General features: G+C 60.7%; 21 protein-coding genes. 13 read left to right on the forward strand and 8 right to left on the reverse strand.

The annotated features are described in order from the left end of the window. The first annotated feature begins 60 nt into the window (after positions 1-60). Positions 61-498, forward strand: a complete 438-nt coding sequence (locus tag DWU99_RS01870) for a universal stress protein (protein WP_115476294.1) — start codon at positions 61-63, stop codon at positions 496-498. A 14-nt stretch (positions 499-512) separates the two neighbouring features. Here DWU99_RS01870 and DWU99_RS01875 read toward each other — a convergent pair whose 3' ends face one another. The 4 genes from DWU99_RS01875 to DWU99_RS01890 all read right to left on the reverse strand — a co-directional run bounded on the left by DWU99_RS01875 (position 513) and on the right by DWU99_RS01890 (position 6,169). Continuing rightward, positions 513-1,304, reverse strand: coding sequence for a CHAD domain-containing protein (locus tag DWU99_RS01875; RefSeq protein ID WP_158543203.1), 792 nt, complete (start codon positions 1,302-1,304; stop codon positions 513-515). A gap of 127 nt (positions 1,305-1,431) precedes the next feature. Then, positions 1,432-3,354: a glycosyltransferase family 39 protein gene (locus tag DWU99_RS01880; RefSeq protein ID WP_158543204.1), complete on the reverse strand. Its 1,923-nt coding sequence runs from the start codon at positions 3,352-3,354 to the stop codon at positions 1,432-1,434. Continuing rightward, entirely contained in the window at positions 3,351-4,511 is a 1,161-nt protein-coding gene (locus tag DWU99_RS01885) for a glycosyltransferase (protein WP_158543205.1), read from the reverse strand. Before DWU99_RS01885 ends, DWU99_RS01880 begins: the two co-directional genes overlap by 4 nt. Positions 4,512-4,864: 353 nt before the next feature. Then, positions 4,865-6,169, reverse strand: a complete 1,305-nt coding sequence (locus DWU99_RS01890; RefSeq protein ID WP_115476298.1) for an Nramp family divalent metal transporter — start codon at positions 6,167-6,169, stop codon at positions 4,865-4,867. 274 nt (positions 6,170-6,443) lie between these two features. On the opposite strand from DWU99_RS01890, the gene DWU99_RS01895 reads away from it, so the two are divergent. The 10 genes from DWU99_RS01895 to DWU99_RS01940 all read left to right on the forward strand — a co-directional run bounded on the left by DWU99_RS01895 (position 6,444) and on the right by DWU99_RS01940 (position 18,863). Next, entirely contained in the window at positions 6,444-6,650 is a 207-nt protein-coding gene (locus DWU99_RS01895; RefSeq protein WP_147292870.1) for a hypothetical protein, read from the forward strand. A 171-nt stretch (positions 6,651-6,821) separates the two neighbouring features. Further along, positions 6,822-7,436, forward strand: a complete 615-nt coding sequence (locus DWU99_RS01900; protein ID WP_115476300.1) for a peroxiredoxin — start codon at positions 6,822-6,824, stop codon at positions 7,434-7,436. A gap of 170 nt (positions 7,437-7,606) precedes the next feature. Next, a complete protein-coding gene (locus tag DWU99_RS01905; protein ID WP_115476301.1) occupies positions 7,607-8,119 on the forward strand; it encodes a DUF3011 domain-containing protein in 513 nt (170 codons plus the stop codon). Positions 8,120-8,390: 271 nt separating this feature from the next. Beyond that, entirely contained in the window at positions 8,391-9,710 is a 1,320-nt protein-coding gene (locus DWU99_RS01910; RefSeq protein ID WP_115476302.1) for an MFS transporter, read from the forward strand. Between the two features lie 19 nt (positions 9,711-9,729). Further along, complete coding sequence (gene nirB, locus DWU99_RS01915; RefSeq protein ID WP_199535667.1) at positions 9,730-12,294, forward strand: nitrite reductase large subunit NirB; 2,565 nt, start codon at positions 9,730-9,732, stop codon at positions 12,292-12,294. A 4-nt stretch (positions 12,295-12,298) separates the two neighbouring features. Next, positions 12,299-12,649, forward strand: a complete 351-nt coding sequence (gene nirD, locus DWU99_RS01920; RefSeq protein ID WP_115476303.1) for a nitrite reductase small subunit NirD — start codon at positions 12,299-12,301, stop codon at positions 12,647-12,649. Beyond that, positions 12,646-13,890: an NAD(P)/FAD-dependent oxidoreductase gene (locus tag DWU99_RS01925; RefSeq protein WP_115476304.1), complete on the forward strand. Its 1,245-nt coding sequence runs from the start codon at positions 12,646-12,648 to the stop codon at positions 13,888-13,890. Before nirD ends, DWU99_RS01925 begins: the two co-directional genes overlap by 4 nt. Continuing rightward, a complete protein-coding gene (locus DWU99_RS01930) occupies positions 13,887-16,595 on the forward strand; it encodes a nitrate reductase (protein ID WP_115476305.1) in 2,709 nt (902 codons plus the stop codon). Before DWU99_RS01925 ends, DWU99_RS01930 begins: the two co-directional genes overlap by 4 nt. Continuing rightward, positions 16,592-18,034 carry a siroheme synthase CysG gene (gene cysG / locus DWU99_RS01935; RefSeq protein WP_115476306.1) on the forward strand — a complete coding sequence of 481 codons (1,443 nt, stop codon included), beginning with the start codon at positions 16,592-16,594 and terminating at the stop codon, positions 18,032-18,034. The genes DWU99_RS01930 and cysG overlap by 4 nt, the downstream gene beginning before the upstream one ends. Further along, positions 18,027-18,863 (forward strand): uroporphyrinogen-III synthase, encoded by an 837-nt coding sequence (locus tag DWU99_RS01940; RefSeq protein ID WP_199535668.1) that lies wholly within the window; start codon positions 18,027-18,029, stop codon positions 18,861-18,863. The genes cysG and DWU99_RS01940 overlap by 8 nt, the downstream gene beginning before the upstream one ends. A 169-nt stretch (positions 18,864-19,032) precedes the next feature. On the opposite strand, the gene cyoD is transcribed toward DWU99_RS01940, so the two are convergent. From cyoD to cyoA, 4 genes are read right to left on the reverse strand one after another with little or no spacing between them, the layout of a single operon-like run. Then, a complete protein-coding gene (gene cyoD, locus DWU99_RS01945) occupies positions 19,033-19,353 on the reverse strand; it encodes a cytochrome o ubiquinol oxidase subunit IV (RefSeq protein WP_115476308.1) in 321 nt (106 codons plus the stop codon). A gap of 56 nt (positions 19,354-19,409) precedes the next feature. Beyond that, entirely contained in the window at positions 19,410-20,012 is a 603-nt protein-coding gene (gene cyoC / locus DWU99_RS01950) for a cytochrome o ubiquinol oxidase subunit III (RefSeq protein ID WP_115476309.1), read from the reverse strand. Between the two features lie 2 nt (positions 20,013-20,014). Then, entirely contained in the window at positions 20,015-22,030 is a 2,016-nt protein-coding gene (gene cyoB / locus DWU99_RS01955; protein ID WP_115476310.1) for a cytochrome o ubiquinol oxidase subunit I, read from the reverse strand. Between the two features lie 5 nt (positions 22,031-22,035). Continuing rightward, the gene (gene cyoA / locus DWU99_RS01960) at positions 22,036-22,983 is read right to left on the reverse strand and encodes a ubiquinol oxidase subunit II (protein ID WP_199535669.1); all 948 of its coding nucleotides are present in this window, start codon (positions 22,981-22,983) and stop codon (positions 22,036-22,038) included. A gap of 129 nt (positions 22,984-23,112) precedes the next feature. Between cyoA and DWU99_RS01965 the strand changes: the two genes are divergently transcribed. Together DWU99_RS01965 and DWU99_RS21390 are read left to right on the forward strand one after the other, a co-directional pair. Further along, positions 23,113-24,513 carry an aminotransferase-like domain-containing protein gene (locus DWU99_RS01965; protein ID WP_233510815.1) on the forward strand — a complete coding sequence of 467 codons (1,401 nt, stop codon included), beginning with the start codon at positions 23,113-23,115 and terminating at the stop codon, positions 24,511-24,513. Between the two features lie 26 nt (positions 24,514-24,539). Beyond that, a complete protein-coding gene (locus DWU99_RS21390) occupies positions 24,540-25,700 on the forward strand; it encodes a GGDEF domain-containing protein (protein WP_325048456.1) in 1,161 nt (386 codons plus the stop codon). Positions 25,701-25,736 lie beyond the last annotated feature (36 nt).

Below are 25,736 nucleotides of genomic sequence, written 5' to 3' on the forward strand. Positions count from 1 at the left end.
TGGACATCGACATGGTGAGTGCGATGCATGCAAAAGGGTCGAATGACCCGAGGAGGCATCATGTTCTCGCACATTCTGATTGCAACGGACGGGTCCGATCACGCCACCCACGCCGCGGAAACCGGTATCGAACTGGCGCGCAAATTGGGCGCGCGCATCTATGCGTTCCATGTACTGGCACCGCTCCCTGCGGTGGCCTATTTCTCCGATGTCATTCGACACACGGAAGATTCGTACGAGGACAGGGCGGTAACGCGCGCCCAATGGCACCTGTCCGCCATCCAGGCGATGGCGGACAAGGCCGGCGTGGTCGCTCATGGTGGCTATGCGTTCGATCGTCGACCTTATGTCGCCATCGTCGGCGCGGCCAAAATGCAGCAATGCGATCTGATCGTGATGGGGACACACGGGTTCACGGCGCTCGATCGCTTGCTGTTGGGCAGCGAAACGAACAAGGTTCTGACGTGCTGCGACATACCCGTACTGGTTTGTCACTGAGGGCGGATGGATATTTACGATCCGTGCACTACAAATGCACGATCGAGCCTTGATTTGGGCATGGGCGGCGAGACCTTCGACAACGCGGAAGATTTTCTTCGAAGTCCCTCGCGCAGCGCCACGACGTCGGGCGACGCAGGCAGTTGCTCGACCGCCCGCAGGAACACACCGAAATCCTGACGCCATCCAAGCCGATCGATAGTCAGGGTGAGATCCTTCAGGCGATCGTCGTATCGCTCGGCGCGCCTCTTTTTGATGTCCATCACGCGACGAACCTTGCGCACAAATTCGAGCTGATAGCGGAGCTGCCGCGCCCGGCGACGCCATCGATGGTAGGCAGGGACTGAGCGCTCCTCCAGTGCTTTTTTCTTGGCTTTCTTGGTGCGCCGAATGCTTTGTTTCAACGCCTTCCTTACCTCGATGGCGTCGACTTGCTGCCAGGGCAGGCGAGCCATGGCGGTGGCGATGCGGTGAGCTTTCGCGCGCCGGCGACGCCAGCCTGGGTCCTTCTCGAGCGCTTGCTTCAGCGTGGCCTTGCTCTGATCCTCAAGCGCATCGAGCAGCGATGATGTCAGCGCGGCGTGATGTGTTGTAGCCAGCAGCCGTGCAGTGCGTGCGGCCACATGGGCGTCGCGCAATGAGGAAAAGCCGCCTGCCAGCTGTTTTAGGCTTTTGTCGAGTGTCGTTGTACGCCGATCGATGGCCGCGGGCAGGAAGGCAAGCAGACTGCGCAGACGACGACTCGATTTTCTCGCTTCGTGGATGCCATCGTGGCGTCCTTTGCGCAACGCCAGCGCACGTTCCATGGCGCGGCATTCTCTGGCCGCGATTGAAGCCAACGTTGGTCCGGCATGTGGACTTGGGCTTCGTTTCGCGTCGTTCATCGCCTGAGCTCGCCAAGAAGATAGGCTTCCTACGTGCGTTCAGGCGCCATCATAACCTTCCGTCGATCCTGCCCGCCGATGTCGGCAGCGGCCGGTCGCTGCAGCCGGGATCCGCAGGGTCCGGCCATACGTCCCAGTCGGCCTTGGTCGTGGCCGGATCGCAGGTCAGGCGGTGAACGGACAGGAAGTCCTCGCGAGGCGGTTTTTGGGGTGCCCAGCGTTGAATCGAATAGGTATCCAGGCTGTACGGTGCTCTGGTAGGTCCTGCATACGTGTTAAGCAGGTCGACTACCACACGATCGCCCAGCGTTGCCCTGTCGTGATTGGTCAACTGAATATCGAGGGAGGGCGGCGGCTCTACGCTCGCGCCGGAGGCCGCTTGTGGTATCGCCAGATAGACGTAGCCCTCGGGATTCCGTCTCCATACCAGACGCCAGCGTTCGTACGTATCGAATTCCTGCATCACGACGCGACGTGGCGCGACGCCCGGCTGGCGAGCGAGATCCAGGGCAATCTTCAGTGCCGAGGTTTCGTCCAGGTCATGCACCCCCCAGGCGAGCAGCGTACAACCTCCTGTATCGGCGTTGGCGGCACGCGATGCGAGCAACTGCGGCAGGCCGTTCGCCAGGCGTCGCTCGGCGAATTCCGCAGGCAAATACGCCTGCGTCTGCGCGGTCTTCGGCAGGTAGTAGCCGAAGAAATCATGTTCGGCGAGCGCGCGGAAGAACGCGGTCGAATGACCAAAGCGATAGGGAAGGATGACCGGTATCTGCTGGTTGGAGCAGCCTGGGAGCTGTTCGACGTATTGCGCCGTTGTACGCCAGCTTTCCGTGCGTGGCAGTTCGCGTCCACGTAACAGCAGCAGGTAGGACCCGACAAGCAGCATGATCAACACCGCGATGATGGTGCTGCTGCGGCTATATCCCCGTGGCCCCACGGCGTCGTAAAGACGTCCGAGCAGGAGCCAGGCAAAGGGAGCGCAGGTGAGCAGATTGCGATCGGAGAATGATGGCGCCACCAGCAATGAGGTGCCGATGCCGCAGACGATCACCCCAATCAAGACGAAGCAGGCAAGTGCCGTAGCCCAACGCGTGTCGAGTTCGTCGAAGACAAAATAGGGTTCGCCGACGATGCGTCGTTGAATGCCGAAAAGGATCAAAAGAGCGACGACAGCGATGGTCTGGCGTGCCATGAGGCGAATGATGGCCTCATGAAATTGATTCTTGAAGAATCCGACGTCATTGCCAAACCACATGTTTTGCATGTCCTGTTGGGACGAATGCATCATCATCTTGTAATAGGCGACGTTGAAAGCAAGCACAACAAGGCCTGTGATGACCAAAGCCACCCGAAGCCGCCACGACGAGACACTCAAGATGAGAAACAGCAAAACCATCCCGAGCGCCAGCAATAGGTACGCATGAGTGAGGCTTGCGAGTAGTCCCAACACACTCAGTCCAAGCCAATGTGCGGTGGGAAAATCGTTGCGGGCTCGTACTCGTGCACGCAGGGCAAGGGCTAGTGACAGCAAACCTGCTGCGAAAGCCATGCACAGCGCATAGCTTCGCGCGTTCTGCGACTGATCAAACCAGAAGGCCGACAAGGTAGCCACGGCGCATGCAAAGGCGATCGCTGCGGGGCTCAGTATCCGCCTGGTCCCCGTGGCAAAAATAACGATGGCAAGTACCGCAAAAACAGCGCTTGGCAATCGCAGTGACGACTCCGAAAAGCCGGCCATGCGAGTCCATTCGTACAAAAAGAAATAGTAGAGCGGGGGATGCGTATCGGTAAGCGCCCGGCGAAACACTTCGCCAAGGCCGCCGTCGTGGTGAATCAGGTGAACGGTAAAAAGCTCGTCGATCCACAAGCCGCTGGAGGACAACCCGACAAATGCACCACAACATGCGATCAGTGCAACAAGCCCGAATACCCAAGCCTGCCAGCGGGCCGGAGCCCGGAGGGATACATTCACGCGCCAGTCCTCGCGCTGTTTCCAATGTGATAACGCGCTTCGGCCAACAGTACACCCGCAAGCGCCGCGAGTGGCCATGCAAAACGAAGCACAGTGCAAAGCGCGATGGCGACGCAGGCATTCAACAGCAGGTCACTCCAGCGGCTGACGTAGAACGCTGACCATTGACGACGAAACTCGCGCAAGGTGTGCGGGCGCAGCGACCGCGACGTCAGGAGATACGTCAAACCCCAACGACCGGTCAGCCCGAAGCCAACGGACAGAAATAATGCCGCCCAAAGCGGACAAGCAAACTTTAGCAGCAATGCCAAAGACAGCAACTGCATGCACAACGTACTCAATACGGCCAGGCCATTCATCATCGCCTTCGCGGTAAGCGAGCCGCGCGTGCGCTTTTCAATAAGCAGCGTGAGAAGATCGATGACGACACGCGCATCCAGTTTGGAGGCACCGCCTGCACGAGCACGCAACAGGGTAGGGATTTGCGCGGTACGTGGATGACGCTTCGCAGATGCAATCACGTCGATCAGGATCTTGAAGCCCAGTCCCGACAATCGACCGCGTACTTCCTCATACCACTCGCGCCGCATCGCAAAGCAGCCGCTCAATGGATCGGCCAGCGGCACTCCGAGCATGGAATCGGTCAGCCAGATGCCTGCGCGACTCAGACGATGGCGAAGACCATGCAGACCGGAGCGAGAGTCTTCCAGATAGCGGCTGGCAACCGCCACGTCGATGGCCGGATCGTCCAGTTTTCGCAGCAGTGCCTTCATCAGCGCGGGATCGTGCTGGCCGTCGCCATCCATGATGGCAAGGAAGCGACCGCGTGCGGCATCCCAGCCGTTGATGGCCGCCGATGACAATCCGCTGGCGTTGTGGCGCCGTATCAACCTTACCTGGGGAGCTTCTCGTGCATAGTCGTTTACAACCACTGCGGTACGCTCGTCGGTGGAATCGTCGACTACGATGACTTCGTGTTGGATCCCTTGCAGATGTTCGCCTAGCTCGCTCAGCACGCCGCGGATGGCTTCATGCTCATCCAGGGTGCAGATGACGACAGACAGAACGGGACTATCCGACGCTGAAATACGGTCGGAATCATCGCGTGGTTTTGAGGCATGAATCGCCTGGGTCGCAGGAACTTTTGTTGTTTCCACGTGTGGTACGCCTGACAAAAACCATCTGGAATGCAAACGCGCCGGTCAACGCTGTGTTGACCATGGTGGCGTCGCCATGCATCCGAATAGCTGGGCCCCTGTTTCCGCGGTCGTCTACTTCCAGCATCGCCGCTAAACGCTACGAAAACCTGGCCATTCCGCTGCCAAGCCGCCTTATTCTCACCCGAATCTTCGTAGAAAAACCTGAAATGGGTCTTTCAATGAACCATCGACCCATAGCTTCCCATGCGGGTCCCTTCGAAATGTGAAGTTATTAAGGAGCCCGCCGGCCAGTTGCTGCGGAACTGTCATAAACGTTCAGAAGATCGAAATTCCGCCATGATGGAGGCGGGTCAGCTCACAAGGTCGATCCCGAATGTCTGCAACACAAGAAGGGCGTCGAGCACCAACACCATCGCGACGGCCAATAACGCCATCACCCGGATGGCCAACCCATTGCGGTAACTGCCCATGAGTTCGCGCCGACCGGTGAACCACACCAGCGCGATCATCGGGAAGGGGAGCGCGAGGCTCAGCACCACCTGGCTGGCAACCAACGCACGGGTCGCGTTGACGCCGATTCCAACGACGACAAAGCTGGGAACCATGACGATCGCACGACGTACCCAGAGCGGAATCTGGAAACGCGTAAACCCTTGCGTGATCATTTGTCCCGCCATGGTTCCGACCACGGAGCTGGAAATGCCGGACGCTATCAGTGCGACGAGAAAGAGCTTGGCCGCAGCCGCACCGAGCAACGGCGTGAGCGTCTGATAAGCGACCTGGATTTCCGCAATGCCGGCATGATTCGGGTGAAAAGCGCCGGCCGCCATCACGATCATGGCGACATTGATCAGGCCGGCAATGCCCAGCGCGACGATAACTTCGGTGTTGGAATAAGCAAGCAACCTGCGACGCTCGGCATCGCACCGAGGCGGTACTCGCGACTGGGTCAGCCCCGAGTGAAGGAAAAGCACATGCGGCATGACCGTCGCACCGATGATGCCCACGGCAATATGCACGGCTTGCGTATCGGGCAACTCGTAAACCACGAGTCCTTTCGCCACGTCGGGCCATTGAACATGCGTGACAAGGATTTCCATCAGGTAACACAAGCCGATGGTTCCCACCAGCGCGCCAACGACCAGCTCAAGCGGACGAAAACCACGCTTTTCCAGCAGCAATACGGCGTAGGTCACGATGGCCGTCACCACCATGCTCGGCAAAAGCGGCATGTGAAACAACAGCGAAATTCCAAGTGCGCCGCCGAGGAATTCGCCAAGGTCGGTGGCCATCGCCGCCAACTCGCTCACGCCCCACATCACCCACGTCAGCGGCGGTGGGAAATGTTCCCTGGAGAGTTCGGCGAGATTGCGCCCGGTGACAATGCCAAGCTTGGCCGACAGTGTCTGCAACAGCGTAGCCACGAGGCTGGCTACGCCGGCCACCCAAAGCAGGCTGTATCCGTATTGCGCTCCCGCCTGGAGATTGGTCGCGATATTGCCGGGGTCGATGTAGGCCACCGAGACCACTACCGCAGGCCCTGCCAGCTTGAGCAGCGTCGCCCATCCATGCCCGGGCTTGTCGAGGGCCCGCCGGATGGTCGTTACGGCGTTGTCGGTGGCGGCAACGGTGCTGTTCAAAACCTGGGCGTTCATAGTCGGGCCAAGGGCCGTTGGTGAGGAAAAAGGGCTTTTTCCAGTCTGTGGACGACTGTAAGTGCCGCCCTTGCGCAGCGGAATTCGATTGTTTTGATGCCTTCGATTGATCAAGCCTATCCAGGATGCAAGTCGGGCGCGGAATAGCTCAGGCCGACGGTGGGGAAGCCATCGTCATGTGTGATATGTCCCATGGAACTCTGAGACCGAAGCGCGGTAATTTGGGCGTTCCGGGCTTGGACCCATGCCGCAGTGGGGACGTATGTATTCGCGTATGAAGCCGACCTTGACCGTTTACCCATGCCGCCGCCGCTCGCCCTCCCTCGGCTCGGATCCGGAAGCGACCCCATTCGCCTGGATCACCTGGGAAGGTGTCGAGCGCGAGCACTTCAGCGCCACCGGTTCGCTGGTTGCCGACTTTTCACAACCGATGGAGGTTGATGCGTCGCTTGTGAAAGATCACTACTACATACCGCGGTAGCTGCTGATCGCGATCAACCAATCGAGCTCTTTCGCGCACATACATCGGCTTTCACGTCTGGGCACGTAAAGGCCATCGCTGGTGGTGCCTGCATGTAAAGGCGCTGCTTTCGCCGATCTGCTTTCGATGGCTTACGTCGTCCTTCGATATTTTTCAATGAGGAATGCAAGAATGAAAAAGCGTCTTGTGGGCTCGATTGTCGCAAGTGCTGCGGCAACGATGTTTTTCTTCGCAACACCGGTGCTTGCGGCGCTCGGTCCGGGTACCGCGGCACCCGATTTCACCGCCCAGGCCAGCCTCGCCGGCAAGGACTTCACCTTTTCTCTCAAGGAAGCGCTGAAGAAAGGGCCGGTGGTGGTCTATTTCTATCCATCCGCCTACACGGGCGGCTGCGATATCGAAGCGCACACGTTTGCGACCGACAAAGCCAAGTTCGATGCCGCCGGCGCCACCATCATCGGCGTGTCGGAAGATAGTCTCAAACGCCTCAACGCGTTTTCTTCCGATCCGAATTACTGCGCCGGCAAGTTCCCGGTGGCCTCCGATGCCAATGGCAACATTGCCACGTCCTATAACCTCAAGATGGAGGCTGCGCAGCCCGGCGTGAAGGATGTGCGTGGCGTCGAGATCGATCACGGGTTTATCGAACGCACGACCTTCGTCATCGGTAGTGACGGCAAGATCGTCGCGACGCTTTCGTCGGAAGCGGATCACCTTCATCCCCAGGACCATGTTGCGAAGTCGCTGGCCATCGTGCAGCAGCTGAAGGCAGGGAAGGCGCCTTAAGTACACAGTAGAGCCAAGAATGGGTGGCAGACTTCCGCCACCCATTCATCTACCCGCAGTTTCGTATCCATCTGTTAACGCAACGACCTCCTAACACTGGTATAGAAAGTAGCCATACGCATTTGTCATCCCCGAAGCCGCGCAAGCTGCCGTGCGAAAAGGAGTGCATGATGAGCGCCGTAGCCAAGGCATTACTGACCGCGATAGCAGGCTTTGCCGTTGGTGCGCTATCGGCCGGGGTTCCTCCGGTGCATGCACAAGGGGCGAGGCCAACGGTCTACTGTGCCAGCAACGACAATCGCTTCGCGCGTTGTCAGGTTCCGTGGCGTGATGCCCAGCTGATGCAGCAAATGTCCCAGACGCGTTGCGTGCGCGACCAGACATGGGGCTTTGATCGCGGCAGCATTTGGGTGGACCGCGGGTGCCGCGGTCAATTCGCCGATGCTCGCGGTGGCTGGGGCGATCATCCGCGCGGCCCTCAAGTGCTCAGGATCCGATGCGAGAGCAGTGGCGGGAATTACCGGTTCTGCCCGGTCGGGCTTCGTCGTGATGACGTCGTCCGCATCGACAGGCAACTTTCCAGTGCGCGCTGTCGGCAAGATGACGGCTGGGGCTGGAGGCCCGACGGCATCTGGGTGAATCGCGGTTGCCGTGCGGACTTCATCGTCGAGCGGCGCTACTGATCGATCCCGCACGCTTGCGTAGGCGTGGATATCCGATGCGTTTCCGTGGCGTCATTTATTGTGCACTGCAACGGTGCAAGTAGAGACGCCATAGCCCTTTCCTGGTGCACTTCACCAGCGCTTGTGCAGCATTCCAGGCAAAAAGAAGCTCAAATCCAGCAAGTTCCGGCATGGCACAAATGATGCAACGCATCATTCATCAAGGCCCGCCGATCGCCTCTTCGTGACGGACGGGCCGCAGTGCCAGGCAGGTCGTTACGGCGGGGTAGACATGTCGGACAGAGCTACGCGGATCGAACTTTTTCGGCTGCGCACGCCACAGATGCGTGCGTTTCATCTTAGCTGGCTGGCGTTTTTCGCCTGCTTCTTCGCCTGGTTCGCGGTCGCTCCCTTGATGCCGCTGATCAAGGACGAGTTTCATCTCGACAAGAACCAGCTCGCCAACATCAGCATTGCCGCCGTGGCGGTCACGGTATTCGGTCGGCTGATCGTCGGACCACTGTGCGATCGCTTCGGCCCGCGCCGCACTTACACATGGCTGCTCGTGCTTGGTGCGATGCCGGTGTTCGGCATTGCTTTCGTGCACAGCTATGCCGCGTTCCTGTTCTTTCGTCTTGCCATTGGCGTGGCGGGCGCCGGGTTCGTCATCACGCAGTACCACACGTCGGTCATGTTCGCGCCGAACGTCGTAGGCACCGCGAATGCCACGGCAGCGGGGTGGGGCAACGCGGGTGGCGGTGTCGCGCAGTCGGCCATGCCGTGGGTGCTCGCAGCGATGTTGGCACTTGGCGTACAGCACGATCTGGGTTGGCGCGCGGCGATGTTCGTACCGGGCGTGCTGATGCTGGTGGTTGCCGCTTTGTATTGGCGTTACGCACAGGATGGTCCGCAGGGCGATTATCGAACGTTACGCGTGCAAGGCATCGCACCCGGTAGTGGCAAAGCAGGCGGCTGGGCGGTGTTTCGAGCAGCAATAAGCAACTACCGTGTGTGGATGTTGTTTACGACATACGCGGGTTGTTTCGGTATCGAGCTGTTCGTGCATGGCGTGGCCGTCAGTTATTACGTCGATCGCTTCGGCATGGATTTGCGCCACGCGGGGCTGGCCGCGGGCAGCTTCGGAGCGCTGGCCTTGTTCGCGCGCGCCTTGGGCGGCATCGCATCCGACCGCATCGCACGCAGTCAGGGATTGGCGGCGCGCAGCTGGCTGCTCGGCGTACTCATGCTCGGCGAAGGATTGGGGCTGTTGTGGTTTTCCAGTGCGCAGGCGCTGGGCCCTGCCATCACCGCGATGATCGCATTCGGCTTGTTCACTCATATGGCCTGCGGCGCTACGTATGCCCTGGTGCCGTTCATCGATCGCAAGGCGCTCGGTGGAGTGGCCGGCATCGTTGGTGCGGGCGGCAATGTGGGTGCGGTAGCCGCGGGATTTCTTCTCAAGAGCACCGGCTCGGTGCAACACACCTTCGCACTGCTCGGCGGCTTCGTCATCGCGGGTTCGCTGTGCGCGCTCGCGGTGCGCTTCAGTGCCGAGCATACGGCGCGCGAAGAACAGTTGTACGTGGAAGCACTACATCAGGCGATCGACTGAGCGAGGAGGGGCACGACCCATGGCAATCAAGCTGCTCGTGATCGGCAACGGCATGGTGGGGCACAAGCTATTGGAAGAACTGGTCGCGCGACAGCCGCCTGGCCTGGACATCACCGTGTTATGCGAAGAAAGCAGGCCAGCCTACGATCGCGTGCATCTATCGGAATTTTTCAGCGGCAAGCGTGCCGAAGATCTTTCCCTGGTAACGCCGGGCTTTTTCGATCAGCCGGGACTGCATCTTCGCCTGGCGTCGCGCGCTGCGCATATCGACCGTGCACAGAAGCGGGTGACGACCGCCGACGGCGAAGTGATCGCCTACGACAAACTCGTCCTGGCGACCGGTTCCAAACCTTTCGTTCCACCCATTCCGGGCAATGATCGCCCCGCGTGTCTGGTCTATCGCACCATCGACGATCTGGAAGCGATGACGACGTGGGGTGCAAGCTCCAGAACAGGCGTGGTGATCGGCGGCGGCTTGCTTGGTTTGGAATGCGCCAAGGCGCTGCGCGACATGGGCCTGGAAACACACGTGGTCGAGTTCGCGCCGCGACTCATGGCCGTGCAGGTCGACGACGTCGGCGGACAGATGCTTCGACGCAAGATCGAGGAACTCGGCGTCACCGTCCACACAGGCAAGAGCACGACGGACATCGTAGATGGCGAATCTGCGCGTCATCGCATGAAGTTTGCCGATGGAAGCCACCTGGACACCGACATCATCGTGTTCTCCGCCGGCATCCGTCCTCGCGACGAACTGGCGCGGCAATGCGAACTCGGCGTGGGGGAGCGTGGCGGTATCCATGTCGACAACTACTGTCGCACGCGCGACTGGGATGTTTACGCCATCGGCGAGTGTGCGTATTGGGGCGGCAAGACATTTGGCTTGGTCGCACCGGGTTATGACATGGCACGCGTTGTGGCCGCGCACTTGAGTGCGCTGCTGGAACGCAAGCATATACAGGCGTTGCCGGAATTCATTGGCGCGGATATGTCCACCAAGTTGAAGCTGATGGGCGTGGATGTGGCCAGCATTGGCGATGCACACGGCACGACCCCAGGCAGCCGCTGCTATCAGTTCAGCGACGAACGTCGCCAGATCTACAAGAAACTGGTGGTGTCGGGAGACGGCAAGCAATTGCTGGGCGGTGTGCTGGTGGGCGATGCCGCCGAATACGGCACGCTGCTGCAGATGATGCTCAACGGCATCGAGCTGCCGGAAGATCCGGAGTTCCTGATCCTGCCGTCGCCCGATGGCAAGGCCAAGCCTGGGCTGGGCGCGGATGCGTTGCCGGCTTCCGCGCAGATCTGCTCGTGCAACAACGTGTCCAAAGGACAGTTGTGCGAGGCGGTGGCAGCCGGCGCGACTTCCGTCAGCGAATTGAAAGTAGTGACCAAAGCCGGCAGCACGTGCGGAGGCTGCGTGCCGCTGGTCACGCAGATCATGAAGGCGGAGATGAAACGCCAGGGGATGGCGGTCAACAACCATCTCTGCGAACACTTCGCCTATTCGCGTCAGGAGCTCTATCACCTCGTGCGCGTCGAGCACATCAAGTGCTTCGACGAGCTTATCGATCGCCACGGAAAGGGTCTTGGTTGCGATATCTGCAAGCCGGTTGTTGCCAGCATTCTCGCATCATGCTGGAACGAGTTCGTACTGCAAAGAGAACACGCGTCGTTGCAGGACTCCAACGATTACTTCCTGGCCAATATCCAGAAAGACGGTACGTATTCGGTGGTACCGCGCATGGCAGGCGGTGAGGTGACGCCCGATGGCTTGATCGCAGTTGGGCAAATCGCGAAGAAATACGGTCTCTATACCAAGATCACCGGCGGGCAGCGCGTGGACATGTTTGGGGCGCGCATGGAACAGCTTCCGCTGATCTGGGAGGAACTGATTTCGGCTGGCTTCGAATCGGGGCACGCGTACGGCAAGGCGGTGCGCACGGTGAAATCCTGCGTGGGTTCCACGTGGTGCCGCTATGGCGTGCAGGATTCCGTCGGCACGGCGATCGAGCTGGAAAATCGCTACAAAGGGTTGCGGTCGCCGCACAAACTGAAATTTGCCGTATCCGGCTGCACGCGCGAATGTGCAGAGGCGCAGAGCAAGGACGTCGGCGTCATCGCGACTGAAAAGGGCTGGAATCTGTACGTATGCGGCAACGGAGGCATGAAGCCGCGCCACGCGGAACTTCTGGCCGGCGACCTGGATACGTCCACGCTCATCCAGTACATCGACCGCTTTCTGATGTTCTATATCCGCACCGCGGATCGCCTGCAGCGTACCAGCGTATGGCGCGACAACCTGGAAGGCGGTCTCGATTACCTGAAGGAAGTGGTCATCCACGACAAGCTCGGCATTGCCGGTGAGCTTGAGGCAGAGATGCAGCACATCGTGAACACCTACGAGTGCGAGTGGAAGAAAGCCGTCAACGATCCGCAAACGCGTCGCCGGTTCCATCACTTCGTCAATAGCAACGAAGGCGATGGCAACGTGGCGTTCGTGCCCGAGCGTGGGCAGATCCGCCCGGCCAGGTCCAACGAAAAGCGCAGCCTGCGCATTCCCGCCAACGTCGTGACGGAGTAAAGCGATGGACGATAGCCTGACGAAACACGGCTGGGTGCTGGTCTGTGAGTTGGAAGACATCGTGCCGAACACAGGCGTTTGTGCTTTGGTCGACGACGAACAGGTTGCCGTGTTTCGCGTTGGCGAACATGAGCTATATGCCATCGACAATGTCGATCCAAATGCGGGTGCGTCGGTGCTCTCGCGTGGTCTCATCGGCAGCCTCGGCGAACGCGTGGTCGTGGCGTCGCCGATCTACAAGCAACATTTCGACCTTCATACCGGCGAATGCCTTGAGGCGCCGGAGCACTCCGTGCGCACCTGGCAGGTTCGAATCGATCGAGGCCTCGTGCTGTTGGGACAGCCGAAACGATGAGCGCGACGCGGCCGAGGCTGGTCGTCATCGGCAATGGCATGGCCGGCATGCGCACCGTGGAAGAGCTGCTTCTGCTTGCGCCAGGCTTGTACGACGTCGCCGTGTTCGGCGCCGAGCCTTACGGCAATTACAACCGCATCCTGCTTTCGATGTTGCTCACTGGCGAAAAAAGCGTGGACGAGATCATGCTCAACACGCCGGAATGGTACGTTGAGAACGACATTGCCTTGCACACCGGCGATCCGATCGTGGCGATCGATCGACGTCGCAGGCGTGTGCATTCGCGTAAAGGCATCGAACTCGGCTACGACCGCCTCTTGATCGCCACCGGCTCGCAACCGGCGATCCTTCCTCTGCCCGGGCGGGACCTTTCGGGGGTTACCGGCTTTCGCGGTATCGATGATGTCGAGCACATGCTGGAAGCAGCGCGCACGTACCAGCATGCGGCAGTCATTGGAGGTGGCCTGCTCGGCATCGAGGCTGCCAACGGGCTTTCGCGCCGGGGCATGCGGGTGACGCTGATCCATCGTACGAATGTGTTGCTCAATCAGCAACTCAACGCCGATGCAGCGGGTCTGCTTGCACGTAACCTGCAGGGAAGGGGTCTCGAACTTCGACTCAATGCCGAAACCGTATCGCTCTACGGCAGCGAGCGCGTCGAAGGCGTGGTCTTGGCCGATGGCAGCCGCATCAAAGCAGACCTCGTGGTGATGGCAGTCGGCGTTCGCCCGGATATCGTTCTTGCGAAATCGAGCGGTCTGCATTGCGAAAGCGGCATCGTGGTCGACGATACCTTGCAAACCTACGATCCGCACATCTACGCCGTGGGCGAATGCGTACAGCATCGCCGCGTCACGTTCGGACTGGTGGCGCCGGTGTGGGAACAGGCACGCGTGTGCGCATCGCATCTTGCGCGCTTCGGTCATCGGCGTTATCGCTCATCGCAGACAGCTACCAAGCTCAAGGTCACGGGCATCGATCTGTATTCGGCGGGCGATTTCATCGGTGGTGCCGGCACGGACGACCTGGTGTTGCGCGATCCTCGCCGCGGTGTCTACAAGCGACTGGTGCTGAAGGGCAATCGGGTCGTCGGCGCGGTGCTGTACGGAGACGCCAAGGATGGCGGATGGTATTTCGAACTCATCCGCAGTGCAGCGGATATCACGCCGATTCGCGATCGCCTGTTGTTCGGCCAGGACTACTGCCAACCCGCTCTCGACCCGGCGAGGGCGACAGCATGAGCACCGCAACCACCTGTCCCTATTGCGGAGTGGGTTGTGGCGTACTTGCGCGTGTCGATGCCGACGGCGCGGTGCATGTGCAAGGTGATCCGACGCACGCCTCCAATTTCGGTCGTCTATGCGTGAAAGGGGCCGCGCTTGGCGAAACCGTCGACCTGCAAGGGCGATTGCTTCACCCCATGTTGCGCGGATCCGACGGCAGGTTGCAGCGCGTCGAATGGGGCGATGCGCTGGATCGGGTAGCCCGCGAATTTCGGCGGATCATCGACGAACACGGTCCGGACGCGGTGGCTTTCTACGTGTCCGGCCAGCTTCTCATCGAGGATTACTACGTCGTCAACAAGCTCGCCAAGGGTTATATCGGCACCGCCAATATCGATACCAACTCCCGCCTGTGCATGTCGTCCGCCGTGGCAGGCCACAAGCGTGCGTTTGGCGAAGATGTCGTGCCAGGCTGTTACGAGGACCTGGAGCAGGCCGAACTAGTCGTGCTGGTCGGTTCGAACACGGCCTGGTGCCATCCCATCGTGTTCCAGCGCATAGCCAAGACGCGAGAAGCCGGTGCGATCAAGCATGTCGTCGTGATCGACCCACGTCATACCGCCACGTGCGAATCAGCCGACCTGCATCTGCCGGTCAAGCCCGGGACCGACGTGTGGCTGTTCAACGGCCTGCTGGCATTCTTGTTCCAGCATGGGGCCATGGACGCACGCTTCGTCGATACGCATACCGAGGGATTTGCGAAGGCGTTGGCGGTGGCTGAAGCGGAGGCCGGCGATCCTGCGGAAGTGGCTCGCATCTGCGGCCTGCAGATGTCGGATCTGCTGACCTTCTATCGCTGGTTTGCGCGTTGCGAGCGAACGGTCAGCCTGTTTTCGCAGGGCGTGAATCAATCGTCGAGCGGCACCGACAAGGTCAACAGCATCATCAACTGTCATCTGCTGACCGGACGCATCGGCAAGCCCGGGATGGGACCCTTCTCGATCACCGGTCAACCCAATGCGATGGGAGGGCGTGAAGTCGGTGGGCTCGCCACTATGTTGGCGGCGCACATGGAGCTGGATAAACCGGTCCACCGCGACATCGTGCAGTCGTTCTGGGGCTCACCCTGTATGGCGCATCGTCCAGGCTTGAAAGCGGTCGATTTGTTCGACGCCATCGGCGAGGGCAGGGTGAAAGCCGTGTGGATCATGGCAACCAATCCGGTGGTCAGCATGCCGGATGCCGATTGCGTCAAGCATGCGTTGGCGCGCTGCGAGTGGGTGGTGAGTTCCGACATCATGACTCACACGGACACCAACGCGTATGCGCACGCATTGCTTCCCGCGCTGGGCTGGGGCGAGAAAGACGGCACGGTCACCAACTCGGAGCGGTGCATCTCGCGTCAACGTGCGTTTCTTCCGGCACCGGGCGAGGCGAGGGCGGACTGGCGTGTCGTGTGCGACGTCGCGCGGCGTATGGGATACGCACAGGGTTTTCAGTTCAGCGCGCCACACGAGATCTTTCTTGAACATGCGCGGCTGACGGCTTTCCGTAATGGTGATATCGAAGCGGACGGCGTGCCAGTCGCGCGTCGAATGCTCAATCTCGACGGATTGACCCATCTGAATCGCGAAGCCTACGACGCGATGACGCCCGTGCGATGGCCTGTGCTGGCTGATGGCCAGGGCACGACGCGGCTGTTTTCGGAAGGTCGCTATGCACACGCCGACGGCCGCGCGCGCTTCGTGACGGTTGCGAGTCGCATGCCTTTGCATGCAACGGATTGCGAATATCCGCTGGTTCTCAATACAGGCCGCGTGCGCGACCAGTGGCATACGATGACGCGCACCGGCAAGGCGCCACGATTGACCGGGCACACTCCCGAACCCTTCGTCGACATGCATCCGCACGATGCTTTGCGTTGTGGCGTGCGCGAAGGCGAACTCGCACGCGTATGTTCGCGTTGGGGTGCGATGGTGGCGCGTGTGACGCACGGCGGAGGCATTCTGGCCGGCAATGTGTTCGTGCCCATTCATTGGAACGATCAGTTTGCCTCCGATGCTCGGGTGGGTGGTGTGGTCAATCCGGTGGTAGACCCGATATCCGGCGAGCCCGAATTCAAGCACACGCCCGTAAGGGTGGAGCCGTTCCCGGTGCGCTGGTACGGCTTTTTGCTCAGCCGTCGCGCGCTGGCACCCATCGGAATCAGCTATTGGACATCCATTCAAGGAGACCGTTTTCGCCGTTACGAGATTGCCCATCGCGAACAACCTGCCGAATGCGGCGAGTGGGCGCGCAGGTGGCTTGGCGTGACAGATCCTGAAGCCGATTGGCTGGAATACGAGGACCGCAGTACGGGCGTTTACCGCGCCGCGCATCTCGTCGACGACCGCATCGAATCCTGCCTGTTCCTGGCTTCGCGTCCACACCTTCCATCAAGGCACTGGCTATCGAGCCTGTTTATGCAGGATCGACTCGAAGACGCCGATCGAATCGCGCTGCTGGTCGGCGAGCCCGCCGATCCCGAAGCGTCGACGGGCCACGTGGTCTGCTCGTGCTTCGGCGTGGGTCGCCGCACGATTTGCGACGCCATCCGCTCGCGCGACCTGGACACGCCGGCGAAGATCACCGCCCATTTACGCGCAGGCGGCAATTGCGGCTCATGCGTGCCGGAACTGCGGCAGCTCATCGCAGAGGTACGTTCGCAAGTGGAGGCTTCATGACACTCTATCCATTATTCGCAGATCTGACCGGCTTACCCGTCCTGGTAGTGGGCGGCGGTGCTGTCGCGGAACGCAAAATAGAGTCGCTGCTCGCAACCGGTGCACAAGTGCGGATAGGGGCGAAGGAACTTTGCGCAACGCTGAGGGAATGGGTTTCACAAGGGCGAATTGAACATATCGGCGAGTCATTCCAACCTGCCTGGCTGGACGATGCATGGCTGGTCATCGCCGCGACAGACGATACGGAACTCAACACCTGCATCGCTGCTCTGGCGTACGAACGACGCATCTTTGCGAATGTCGTGGACGATGCGACGCTTTCGCGCTTTCAGGTGCCAGCCGTGGTGGACCGTGCACCCTTGACCGTTGCCATCTCCACGGCAGGCGCTGCGCCTGCTTTGGCGCGCCGCGTACGCGAAATGCTGGAATCCCTGCTCGATCATGCGTGGGGATCGCTCATCGCGTTGGCTCAACGCCACCGTTCCCGCATCACCGCGCGCTGGCCGGATACGGCCGGGCGGCGCGCGTTCTACGACTGGCTGCACGATGGGCCGGTGATGTCGTTGCTGCGCACCGCGCAACCGGCCAAGGCCGAGCGAGCCATGCTGAATGCGTTGAACTCTCCGGCAGCGCCGTCGCGGAAAGGCTTGGTGCTACTGGTAGGTGCAGGCCCTGGAAATCCGGAATTGCTCACCTTGCGGGCGTTACGCGCCCTCAATCAGGCGGATGTGATTCTCTACGACCAACTGGTCGGCGCTGGCGTTCTGGCGCTTGCCCGTCGCGATGCGGAACGCATCGACGTAGGCAAACGTTGCGGCGGACGGCATACACAGCAGGAGCACATCCATCGACTCATGCTCGACCATGCGCGTGCCGGTCGTTGCGTCGTCCGGTTGAAGGGAGGCGATCCCTTTGTCTTTGGCCGCGGTGGTGAGGAAATGGCATTTCTGCGCAGACACGGCATCGCCTACGAAATCGTTCCAGGCATCACCGCAGCGCTGGCCTGTGCCGCCTATGCCGGGATTCCGTTGACGCATCGCGATCATGCACGTTCGGTGCACCTTCTCACCGGCCATGGCAAGGATTCGCTCGACGCGATGGACTGGCCGGCCCTGGCACAAGGCCGCCAGACCCTGGCGGTTTATATGAGCGTGTCCAGGCTCGATGAACTCACGCATCGGCTATTGGCGCACGGCCGGCATCCGGACACGCCATTTGCCATCGTGGAAAATGGCACGATGGCGCAACAGCGTGTATTGCACGGTGTCCTGCACAAGCTTCCGGAGAGCGCCAGACAACACGCCATACAGTCGCCGGCGTTGTTGATCATCGGAGAGGTAACGGCCATGGCCAGCGAGCACGCCTGGTTCGGCGAACGAATGCAGCGCGCGGAGGATGCCACCGAGCACGCGGCTTTGGAGCTCTGCGAACATGGTTGAAATCAGTGCCGATCATCCGTTGCGGGGAAAGTGCGTCGCACTTCCTGAGACGCGCGAACTGGATCTGTTCGCGGCGCTGCTCGAACGCCGCGGCGCTTCGGTGCTGCGTTGTCCATTGGTCGACATCCGCGATGCACCCGAGCCCGAAAAAGTACTGGCCTGGCTGCGCATGTTCTGCACCGAAGGATGCGACGATCTGCTCCTTTTTACCGGCGAAGGTTTGCGCAGGATGCTGAGTCTGCTCGAGCACCATCTGCCCGAATTGAGGCAAGGCTTTCTCGCACAACTTGCCAGCGTACGCATCATCGCGCGCGGCCCCAAGCCTGGACGCGTATTGCGCGAGCTTGGCATCAAGCCTGCACTGGTAGCCGATCCGGCCACCACGCCCGGCATGATTGCACTGCTGCGTACGCTGGACCTGAAGGGACGGCGGGTAGGTGTCCAGCTCTATGGCAGCGAACCCAACACACCGTTGATGGATTTCCTCGCCGAAGCCGGCGCGCAGGTACTGGCCGTGGCCCCTTATGTCTATGCCGATGCGGTCGCGGATGCCGACGTGCTGGCGTTGGTGGACACCATGCACCGTGGACTCGTCGATGCGATTGCTTTTACAAGCCTGCAGCAGGTGAGTCGCCTGTTTCGTCTTGCCGAAACATCACAAAAGCGCGATGTGCTGCTGCAGGCCCTGGCGCGCACGACGGTGGCGGCCATCGGCCCGGTCGTGGCGGAGGCACTGCGAGCTCACGGTGTAAAGCCACAGGTCGTTCCGGAAGGAAGTTTTCATTTGAAACCGCTGACGCAGGCCTTGATCGAAAAGCTGGTCGGTTGACCGCCATCCGATCTAATGATCAGCGCTGCGCAGGATGCCGCTCCACTGTCTGCTTTATGACTACGGAGCCGCGCTGTCAGGTGAAAGAGTGCCCGTAAATGTGGCATGGAAGAAGGTCGCGAGTGAACCGCCAGGCTTCGCGCCTGGCAGCTCACGAATCCGATCGCCGTTACTCCCGCGACATGGCGCCTTGCACTGTCACATGCGTCGGCATCATGTTGACATTGGCATTGTGCATGACCCATAGCGATCCTGCGACGACGATGGCTATGAGCAACCCCGTGCATGCGAAAACGGCGGTATTGGTGCGCTGGTCGGGATGGCTTCCAAGATGCAGGAAGTACACCAGTTGCACCAGCAGCTGCGCCACGCATAAGGCGACGATGCACACCAATCGCCACGGATGCGGTACGGCGTTCGACATGATGGTACCGAAGGCGGCTGCGGTGATGGCCAGGGAAAGCACGAAGCCAATCACATAGGACTTCATGCCGCTGTTCGTGTCTGGTTGCGTATGACTGGATGTGGCGCGCGGGAGAGATGTGTTCACAGAAATTCCCTCAAGTAGACGAATGTGAAAACACAGATCCAGACGAGATCGAGGAAATGCCAGAACAAGCTCAGGCAGTTCAGGCGCCGAAGCACGACCTCGTCCACCCCGTAATGGAACACCTGATGCATCATCACGCCGAGCCATAGGATGCCGAGCGTCACATGCAGGCCGTGCGTGCCCACCAGGGTGAAATACGCAGAGAGAAACGCGCTGACGCCGGGACCTGCGCCGTCATGGATCAGCGCGGCGAATTCATGCAGTTCCATGCCGACGAAGGCCGCGCCCAACAGCAAGGTCACGGCCAGCCACACAAGCAATGCATTGCGGCGGCCTGCCTTGGCGCTCAGCATGCCGGCGCCAAAAGTGAAGCTGCTGAGCAGCAGCAGAAGTGTCTCGCCAGCCACGTAACGCAGGTTGAAAATATCGCGACCTGCCGGGCCATCCGCCGTATTGCCGGCGAGCACGCCGAATGTCGCGAACAGCACGGCAAAGATGAGGCAATCGCTCATCAGGTAGATCCAGAACCCGAGCGTGGTCATGGATGACGTGTCATGCGAGGCATGATCGTGCATGACGGGAAGGGTGGTGCTGCTCATGGTCAGGCTGCTTCCTGATGACGGGACGATGGCTGGCTTATCCGCGTAACCGTGGCAAGACGCGCGTACCGTTCATTTTCGATGCGCGCCACTTCGTTGGCCGGTACGTAGTAGTCCGTGTCGCGGTTGTACGTACGCGCGATGAACGTCACCACGATGGCAGCCAGCGACACCAGGGCCAACGGCCAGATGTGCCACACCAGCGCGAAGCACAGCGGGAGAGACCACGCCGCCATGATGAAGCCGTCGCCGGTGTTGCGCGGCATGTGAATGGGCTCGTAGTGCTCCGGTTTCACATAGGCGCGACCGTGGACCTTGTTGTCCCAATGCTGTTCCAGCGACGTGATCGTCGGAATCGTCGCAAAGTTATAAAACGGCGCAGGCGAAGCGGTGGACCATTCAAGGCTGCGCGCGTTCCATGGATCGCCGGTGAGATCCCGGTTTTCATGACGATGACGAATGCTGACGAAGAACTGGATACCCGTGGAGAGGATGCCCATCGCGATCACCACCGCGCCAGCCAGCGCCACCACCAGCCAGGGATGCCAATCGGGATTGTCGTAGTGATTCATGCGACGCGTCATGCCATCGAAGCCAAGCACGTACAGCGGCATGAAGGCGAGATAGAACCCGATCTGCCAGCACCAGAACGAGACCTTGCCCCAGCGCTCGTCCAGCGTGAATCCGAACACCTTGGGGAACCAGAAATTGATGGCGGCCAGGCTGCCGAACACCACGCCGCCGATGATCACGTTGTGGAAATGCGCAACCAGAAACAGACTGTTGTGCAAGACGAAGTCGGCCCCCGGCACCGCCAGCAGCACACCCGTCATGCCGCCGACGGCGAAACACACCATGAAGCCCACTGTCCACAGCGCGGACGAGTGATAGCGCACGCGTCCGCGGAACATCGTGAACAGCCAGTTGAACAGCTTCACCCCCGTGGGGATCGAAATGATCGACGTCATGATGCCGAAGAAGGCATTGACGTTCGCGCCCGAACCCATGGTGAAGAAATGGTGCAGCCATACGAAGAACGACAACACGCCGATGGATGCCGTGGCGTACACCATCGACTTGTAGCCGAACAAAGGTTTGCCGGAAAAAGTCGGGATGATTTCCGAAAACGCACCAAAGCAGGGCAGGATCAGGATGTACACCTCCGGGTGGCCCCACACCCAGATCAGGTTGATGTACATCATCGCGTTGCCGCCCGCCTCGTTGGTGAAGAAGTGCATGCCGAGGTAGCGGTCGGCCGCGAGCATCGCCAGTGTGGCCGTAAGGACCGGGAACACGGCGACGATGAGCACGCAAGTGATCAGCGCCGTCCAGGTGAACACCGGCATCTTCATCAGGTTCATGCCCGGCGCACGCATGCGCAGGATGGTCACCATCAGGTTGACACCAGTAAGCAATGTGCCAAGACCCGATGCCTGTAACGACCATATGTAATAGTCCACGCCCACGGTCGGGCTGTAGCCCAGTTCGGATAGTGGTGGATACGCCACCCAACCCGTGGCGGCGAAATCACCCACGAACATCGACATCATGACCAGCACGACGCCCACGGCCGTGAGCCAGAAGCTGAATTGATTGAGGAATGGGAACGCCACGTCGCGCGCGCCGATCTGCAGCGGCACGATCACGTTCATCAGGCCGAGAATCAGCGGCGTGGCCACGAAGAAGATCATGATCACACCGTGGGCGGTGAAGATCTGGTCGTAATGATGAGGCGGCAGGTAGCCGGCGCTGCCGCTTGCGGCGATCGCCTGCTGCGCGCGCATCATGATGGCGTCGGCAAAGCCGCGCAGCAGCATGACCAAGGCGAGGATGATGTACATCACGCCGATGCGCTTGTGGTCCACCGACGTGAACCATTCGCTCCACAAATATCTCCACTTGCGGTAGTAAGTGATGGCGCCGAGCAAGGCCGCGCCAAGGAGGCACACCGCCAGCAGCGTGCCCATGATGATGGGCTCGTCGAAAGGAATGGCACTGAGGCTGAGTTTCCCGAACATGGTGATTACTCCTTGGCCCGGTTTGTCGCGTTGCGCATGCCCGGCATGCCGGACATCGATGGCATGTACTGATTCACCACTTCATCGAACAGGCCGCTGTCGACCGTCGCGTAGGTGGCAGGCGCGTTGTTGACGCTGGGGCGGGCAAGTGTCAGGTAGCTATCGTGAGTAAGCGTTCCGGAACCGTGCCTTGTGCTCGCGACCCAGGCGCGGAAATCCGCATCGCTGGTGGCTTTGACTTCGAAGCGCATGTCCGAAAAACCCGCGCCGCTGAAAGCGGACGACATGCCGCGATACGTGCCCGGTTCATCGGCGATCAGATGCAACTGCGTCTGCATGCCCGCCATGGCGTACACCTGACTGCCGAGGCTCGGTATGAAGAACGAGTTCATGATCGAGTCCGCCGTCAGCTGGAAATTGATCGGCGTCTTCGCAGGCACCACCAACTGGTTCACCGTGGCGATGCCGTAATCCGGGTAGATGAATAGCCACTTCCAGTTCAACGCAACCACCTGCACTCGAACGGGTTGCGCATTTGACGTCAGCGGGCGATAGGGATCGAGCGCATGCGTCGTTCCCCAGATCAACACGGAGAGGAAAACCACGATCACGCAAGGAATGCCCCACACCACGATCTCGATGCCGGTGGAGTGCGCCCACGTCGGGTCATAAGTCGCTTGCTTGTTGGTATCGCGATAGCGCCAGAAGAAAAACAGGGTCAATGCGATGACCGGAATCACCACGGCCAGCATGATTCCCAGCGCCACCACGATCAGGTGGCGTTCCTGCATGCCGATATCGCCGCGCGGGTCGAACAGGGCCAGATGGCAGCCGGCCAGCAGGACCGTGACTCCAAAGACGGCCAGCCGGGAAAGCATCCGCAGAGGGGAGCGCCTGCCTCGATGCGGCTGGTCTTCCATGATCCGTACAAGCTGGGTAACTCGATGGCGCATATGGCACACCTTGGGTAGGGAGTCGGTTACGCATCACCGCACCCGACCAGTCAGAGTTCCCTATGCATGGATCCATGTACGGTTTGCGCGCATACTAGGCTCAGACAAAATCCATACATTGACGGCAAAGTGACGCGGACAATATCCATACAAGAGGCCCCGCTCGAACTCTGGGCCGCTGCCACGGCCGGGCAGGGACCGCGGTATCTGCGCATCGTCGGCTTCATCGAGCGCGCCATCGCAGACGGTCGATTGCGGCCCGGCGATCGCGTGCCACCGCAACGGCAACTGGCCGGTTTGCTCGACATCGATCTCACCACCGTGACGCGTGCCTATGCGGAGGCGCAGGCGCGCCAACTCATTCATGCGCGTGGCGCTTATGGCACGTTCGTTTCGTCGCCCAAGGTGGAACTGGCACCGATCATCGACTTGGGGATGAACATTCCACCGCCACCCGGGCAGGTGGATTTGGGTGAGCTACTGAAACAATGCGTGGGGCAGGTGCTAACGCACACCGATGCCAACGCGCTCATGACGTATCACCCGAGTGGCGGGAGCAAGGCCGATCGGGTCGCCGGCACGCTTTGGCTCGCGCCGATGTTGGGCAAGGTGGACCCGCGTCTCGTTGCAACGTGTCCGGGTGCGCAATCGGCATTGACGGGTCTGATCCTCTCGCTCACGCAACCGGGCGATGGCATTGCCGTGGAACCGCTGGTGTATCCCGGCGTTTTAAGTGCCGCGCATCAACTCGGCCGCCATGTCGTGACAGTGGCCTGCGATGAACATGGCATGTTGCCCGACGCATTGATTCGCGCTTGCCGCGAGCAAGGCGCCAAGGTGATCTATCTCAATTCCACCTTGCAGAACCCGACGGCCCACACCATGCCCGCGCAGCGCCGCCGCGACATCGCCATGGCCGCACGCGAATGCAACGTGCATGTGATCGAAGACGATCCCTACTGGCGCCTGGCCCACAACGCGCCGCCACCGATCGCGCACTCCGCCCCCGAGCGCGTGCATTACGTATCCACGCTTTCCAAATGCCTGGCGCCCGGGCTGCGCACTGCCTATGTCGTGTCGCCCGACGAGAGCATGCAGTCGCGTTTTCTCAGCGCCTTGCATGCCATCACGCTGATGGCTGCGCCCCTGACGGCAGCGGTTACCACGCAATGGATGCACGACGGCACCGCTTTCCAATTGCTGGAAGAAGTCAAAGCCGAATCGCAGGCGCGACTACGGTTGGCGGAGCATCTGCTCGCGCGACGCGATCAAACGTGGCCAACGACCGGCATCCATGTCTGGTACACCTTGCCGGAGCCGTGGACGGCACGGCATTTGATGCGGGCTGCGCGTGCCGAAGGATTGGCCGTCACCGCATCGGATGCTTTTTCGGCGAGCGGCGAAGAGGTTCGCGCGATTCGTCTGTCATTGGGCGGCGCCAGGGAGCGCGCGCGGCTTACGCAAGGGTTGCAGAAGCTGGCCGCCGTTCTGGAGCGCGGCGAAGAGGAAGCGGGGCGGATCGTCGTGTGACGTCGTCACCCGATTGAAACGAGCACTTGCTGCCGGAACGGGGAAGGCCCGGACCGGGCGGGGACTTTAGAGCTTCCCGTATGCGGCCGATATCCGCTCATATGAATCAGGTCACCCGTACAACGGTTACATCCCACTTTCTTGGTGCACTGGCCGCCACCGTCAGCCATGCGCATACGCTGGAGGCGTTGACGCGGCCGCTCCTTGAGCTGCTGCAAACGGCCACCGGGATGGAATCGACGTATCTGGCCAGGCTGGACGAGCCGGCAGGTGTCCTGCACGTCCTGTATGCCCGCAATACCCATCGCCTGACTATTCCGGAAGGGTTGTCGGCACCTTGGGAGAGCAGCCTGGGCAAACGCGCGCTGGACGATGGCCGCCTCTATGCCGACGACATCGCGGGTCGCCCGGGCGACTGCGAAGTGGCCCGAACGCTGGGGCTGGCGACCTGCCGGGGCGCCCCGATCCGCGCCAAAGGCGGCGAGCTTTTCGGCACGCTTTGCGCGGCAAGCGACGAGCGCAAGCCACTCTTCGAAACGGCGACCCACGTCCTTGCGCTCTTTGCTCAATTGATCAGCCAGCAGGTCGAGAAGGAACGGCTGCTCGCAGCGTTGCACCAGGCCAACCATTCCCTGGCGATGACAGCCCTGACCGACACCATGACGCAATTACCCAACCGGCGGGCCTTGCTTGAAGAAATGCAGCGGCGTCTTGCATCCCATCAAGCCGATCAGGCACTGATCGTGGCGTTTATCGACCTGGATGACTTCAAGCCGATCAACGGCCGGTTTGGACACGAAGTAGGCGATCAGTTCCTGCAGACGGTGGCGAAGCGACTCGGACGGATGCTGCGCGACGGCGATATGGCCGCACGGATTGGCGGCGATGAATTCGTGGTGCTGGCCGTCGAACAGCGGGTGAAGGCCGACGAAGCCGCCGCCGCCTTGTCCCGGCGGTTGGAGAGCGCCACGCGGGGACGCTTCAGGCTGGACTCGGTGTTTATCGATTATGACGGCGCGAGCGTCGGTGTCGTCGTGGCCGAACCGGGTTGCTTCCACGCCCAGGCACTTCTGAATAGAGCCGATGCCGCGATGGACGCCATCAAGCGATCACGGAAGCACAATTTGGCATCATTGATGCCATCCGGCAGGAACATCGCTCGCTACGAATGGCCGGTCATCGACTGACTTTGCAAGAAATGTACGGCGCGCGCCCTATATTCG

Origin of the sequence: Dyella psychrodurans, assembly GCF_003363265.1 — a bacterium.
GTDB lineage: Bacteria > Pseudomonadota > Gammaproteobacteria > Xanthomonadales > Rhodanobacteraceae > Dyella_B > Dyella_B psychrodurans.

What these genes read in the sequence shown, in the direction of transcription:
- DWU99_RS01870 (WP_115476294.1), top strand. Translation starts at nt 61, where the DNA reads ATGTTCTCGCACATTCTGATTGCAACGGACGGGTCCGATCACGCCACC.
- DWU99_RS01875 (WP_158543203.1), bottom strand. Translation starts at nt 1,304, where the DNA reads ATGGAACGTGCGCTGGCGTTGCGCAAAGGACGCCACGATGGCATCCAC.
- DWU99_RS01890 (WP_115476298.1), bottom strand. Translation starts at nt 6,169, where the DNA reads ATGAACGCCCAGGTTTTGAACAGCACCGTTGCCGCCACCGACAACGCC.
- DWU99_RS01895 (WP_147292870.1), top strand. Translation starts at nt 6,444, where the DNA reads ATGAAGCCGACCTTGACCGTTTACCCATGCCGCCGCCGCTCGCCCTCC.
- DWU99_RS01900 (WP_115476300.1), top strand. Translation starts at nt 6,822, where the DNA reads ATGAAAAAGCGTCTTGTGGGCTCGATTGTCGCAAGTGCTGCGGCAACG.
- DWU99_RS01905 (WP_115476301.1), top strand. Translation starts at nt 7,607, where the DNA reads ATGAGCGCCGTAGCCAAGGCATTACTGACCGCGATAGCAGGCTTTGCC.
- DWU99_RS01910 (WP_115476302.1), top strand. Translation starts at nt 8,391, where the DNA reads ATGTCGGACAGAGCTACGCGGATCGAACTTTTTCGGCTGCGCACGCCA.
- nirB (WP_199535667.1), top strand. Translation starts at nt 9,730, where the DNA reads ATGGCAATCAAGCTGCTCGTGATCGGCAACGGCATGGTGGGGCACAAG.
- nirD (WP_115476303.1), top strand. Translation starts at nt 12,299, where the DNA reads ATGGACGATAGCCTGACGAAACACGGCTGGGTGCTGGTCTGTGAGTTG.
- DWU99_RS01925 (WP_115476304.1), top strand. Translation starts at nt 12,646, where the DNA reads ATGAGCGCGACGCGGCCGAGGCTGGTCGTCATCGGCAATGGCATGGCC.
- DWU99_RS01930 (WP_115476305.1), top strand. Translation starts at nt 13,887, where the DNA reads ATGAGCACCGCAACCACCTGTCCCTATTGCGGAGTGGGTTGTGGCGTA.
- cysG (WP_115476306.1), top strand. Translation starts at nt 16,592, where the DNA reads ATGACACTCTATCCATTATTCGCAGATCTGACCGGCTTACCCGTCCTG.
- DWU99_RS01940 (WP_199535668.1), top strand. Translation starts at nt 18,027, where the DNA reads ATGGTTGAAATCAGTGCCGATCATCCGTTGCGGGGAAAGTGCGTCGCA.
- cyoD (WP_115476308.1), bottom strand. Translation starts at nt 19,353, where the DNA reads ATGAAGTCCTATGTGATTGGCTTCGTGCTTTCCCTGGCCATCACCGCA.
- cyoC (WP_115476309.1), bottom strand. Translation starts at nt 20,012, where the DNA reads ATGAGCAGCACCACCCTTCCCGTCATGCACGATCATGCCTCGCATGAC.
- cyoB (WP_115476310.1), bottom strand. Translation starts at nt 22,030, where the DNA reads ATGTTCGGGAAACTCAGCCTCAGTGCCATTCCTTTCGACGAGCCCATC.
- cyoA (WP_199535669.1), bottom strand. Translation starts at nt 22,983, where the DNA reads ATGCGCCATCGAGTTACCCAGCTTGTACGGATCATGGAAGACCAGCCG.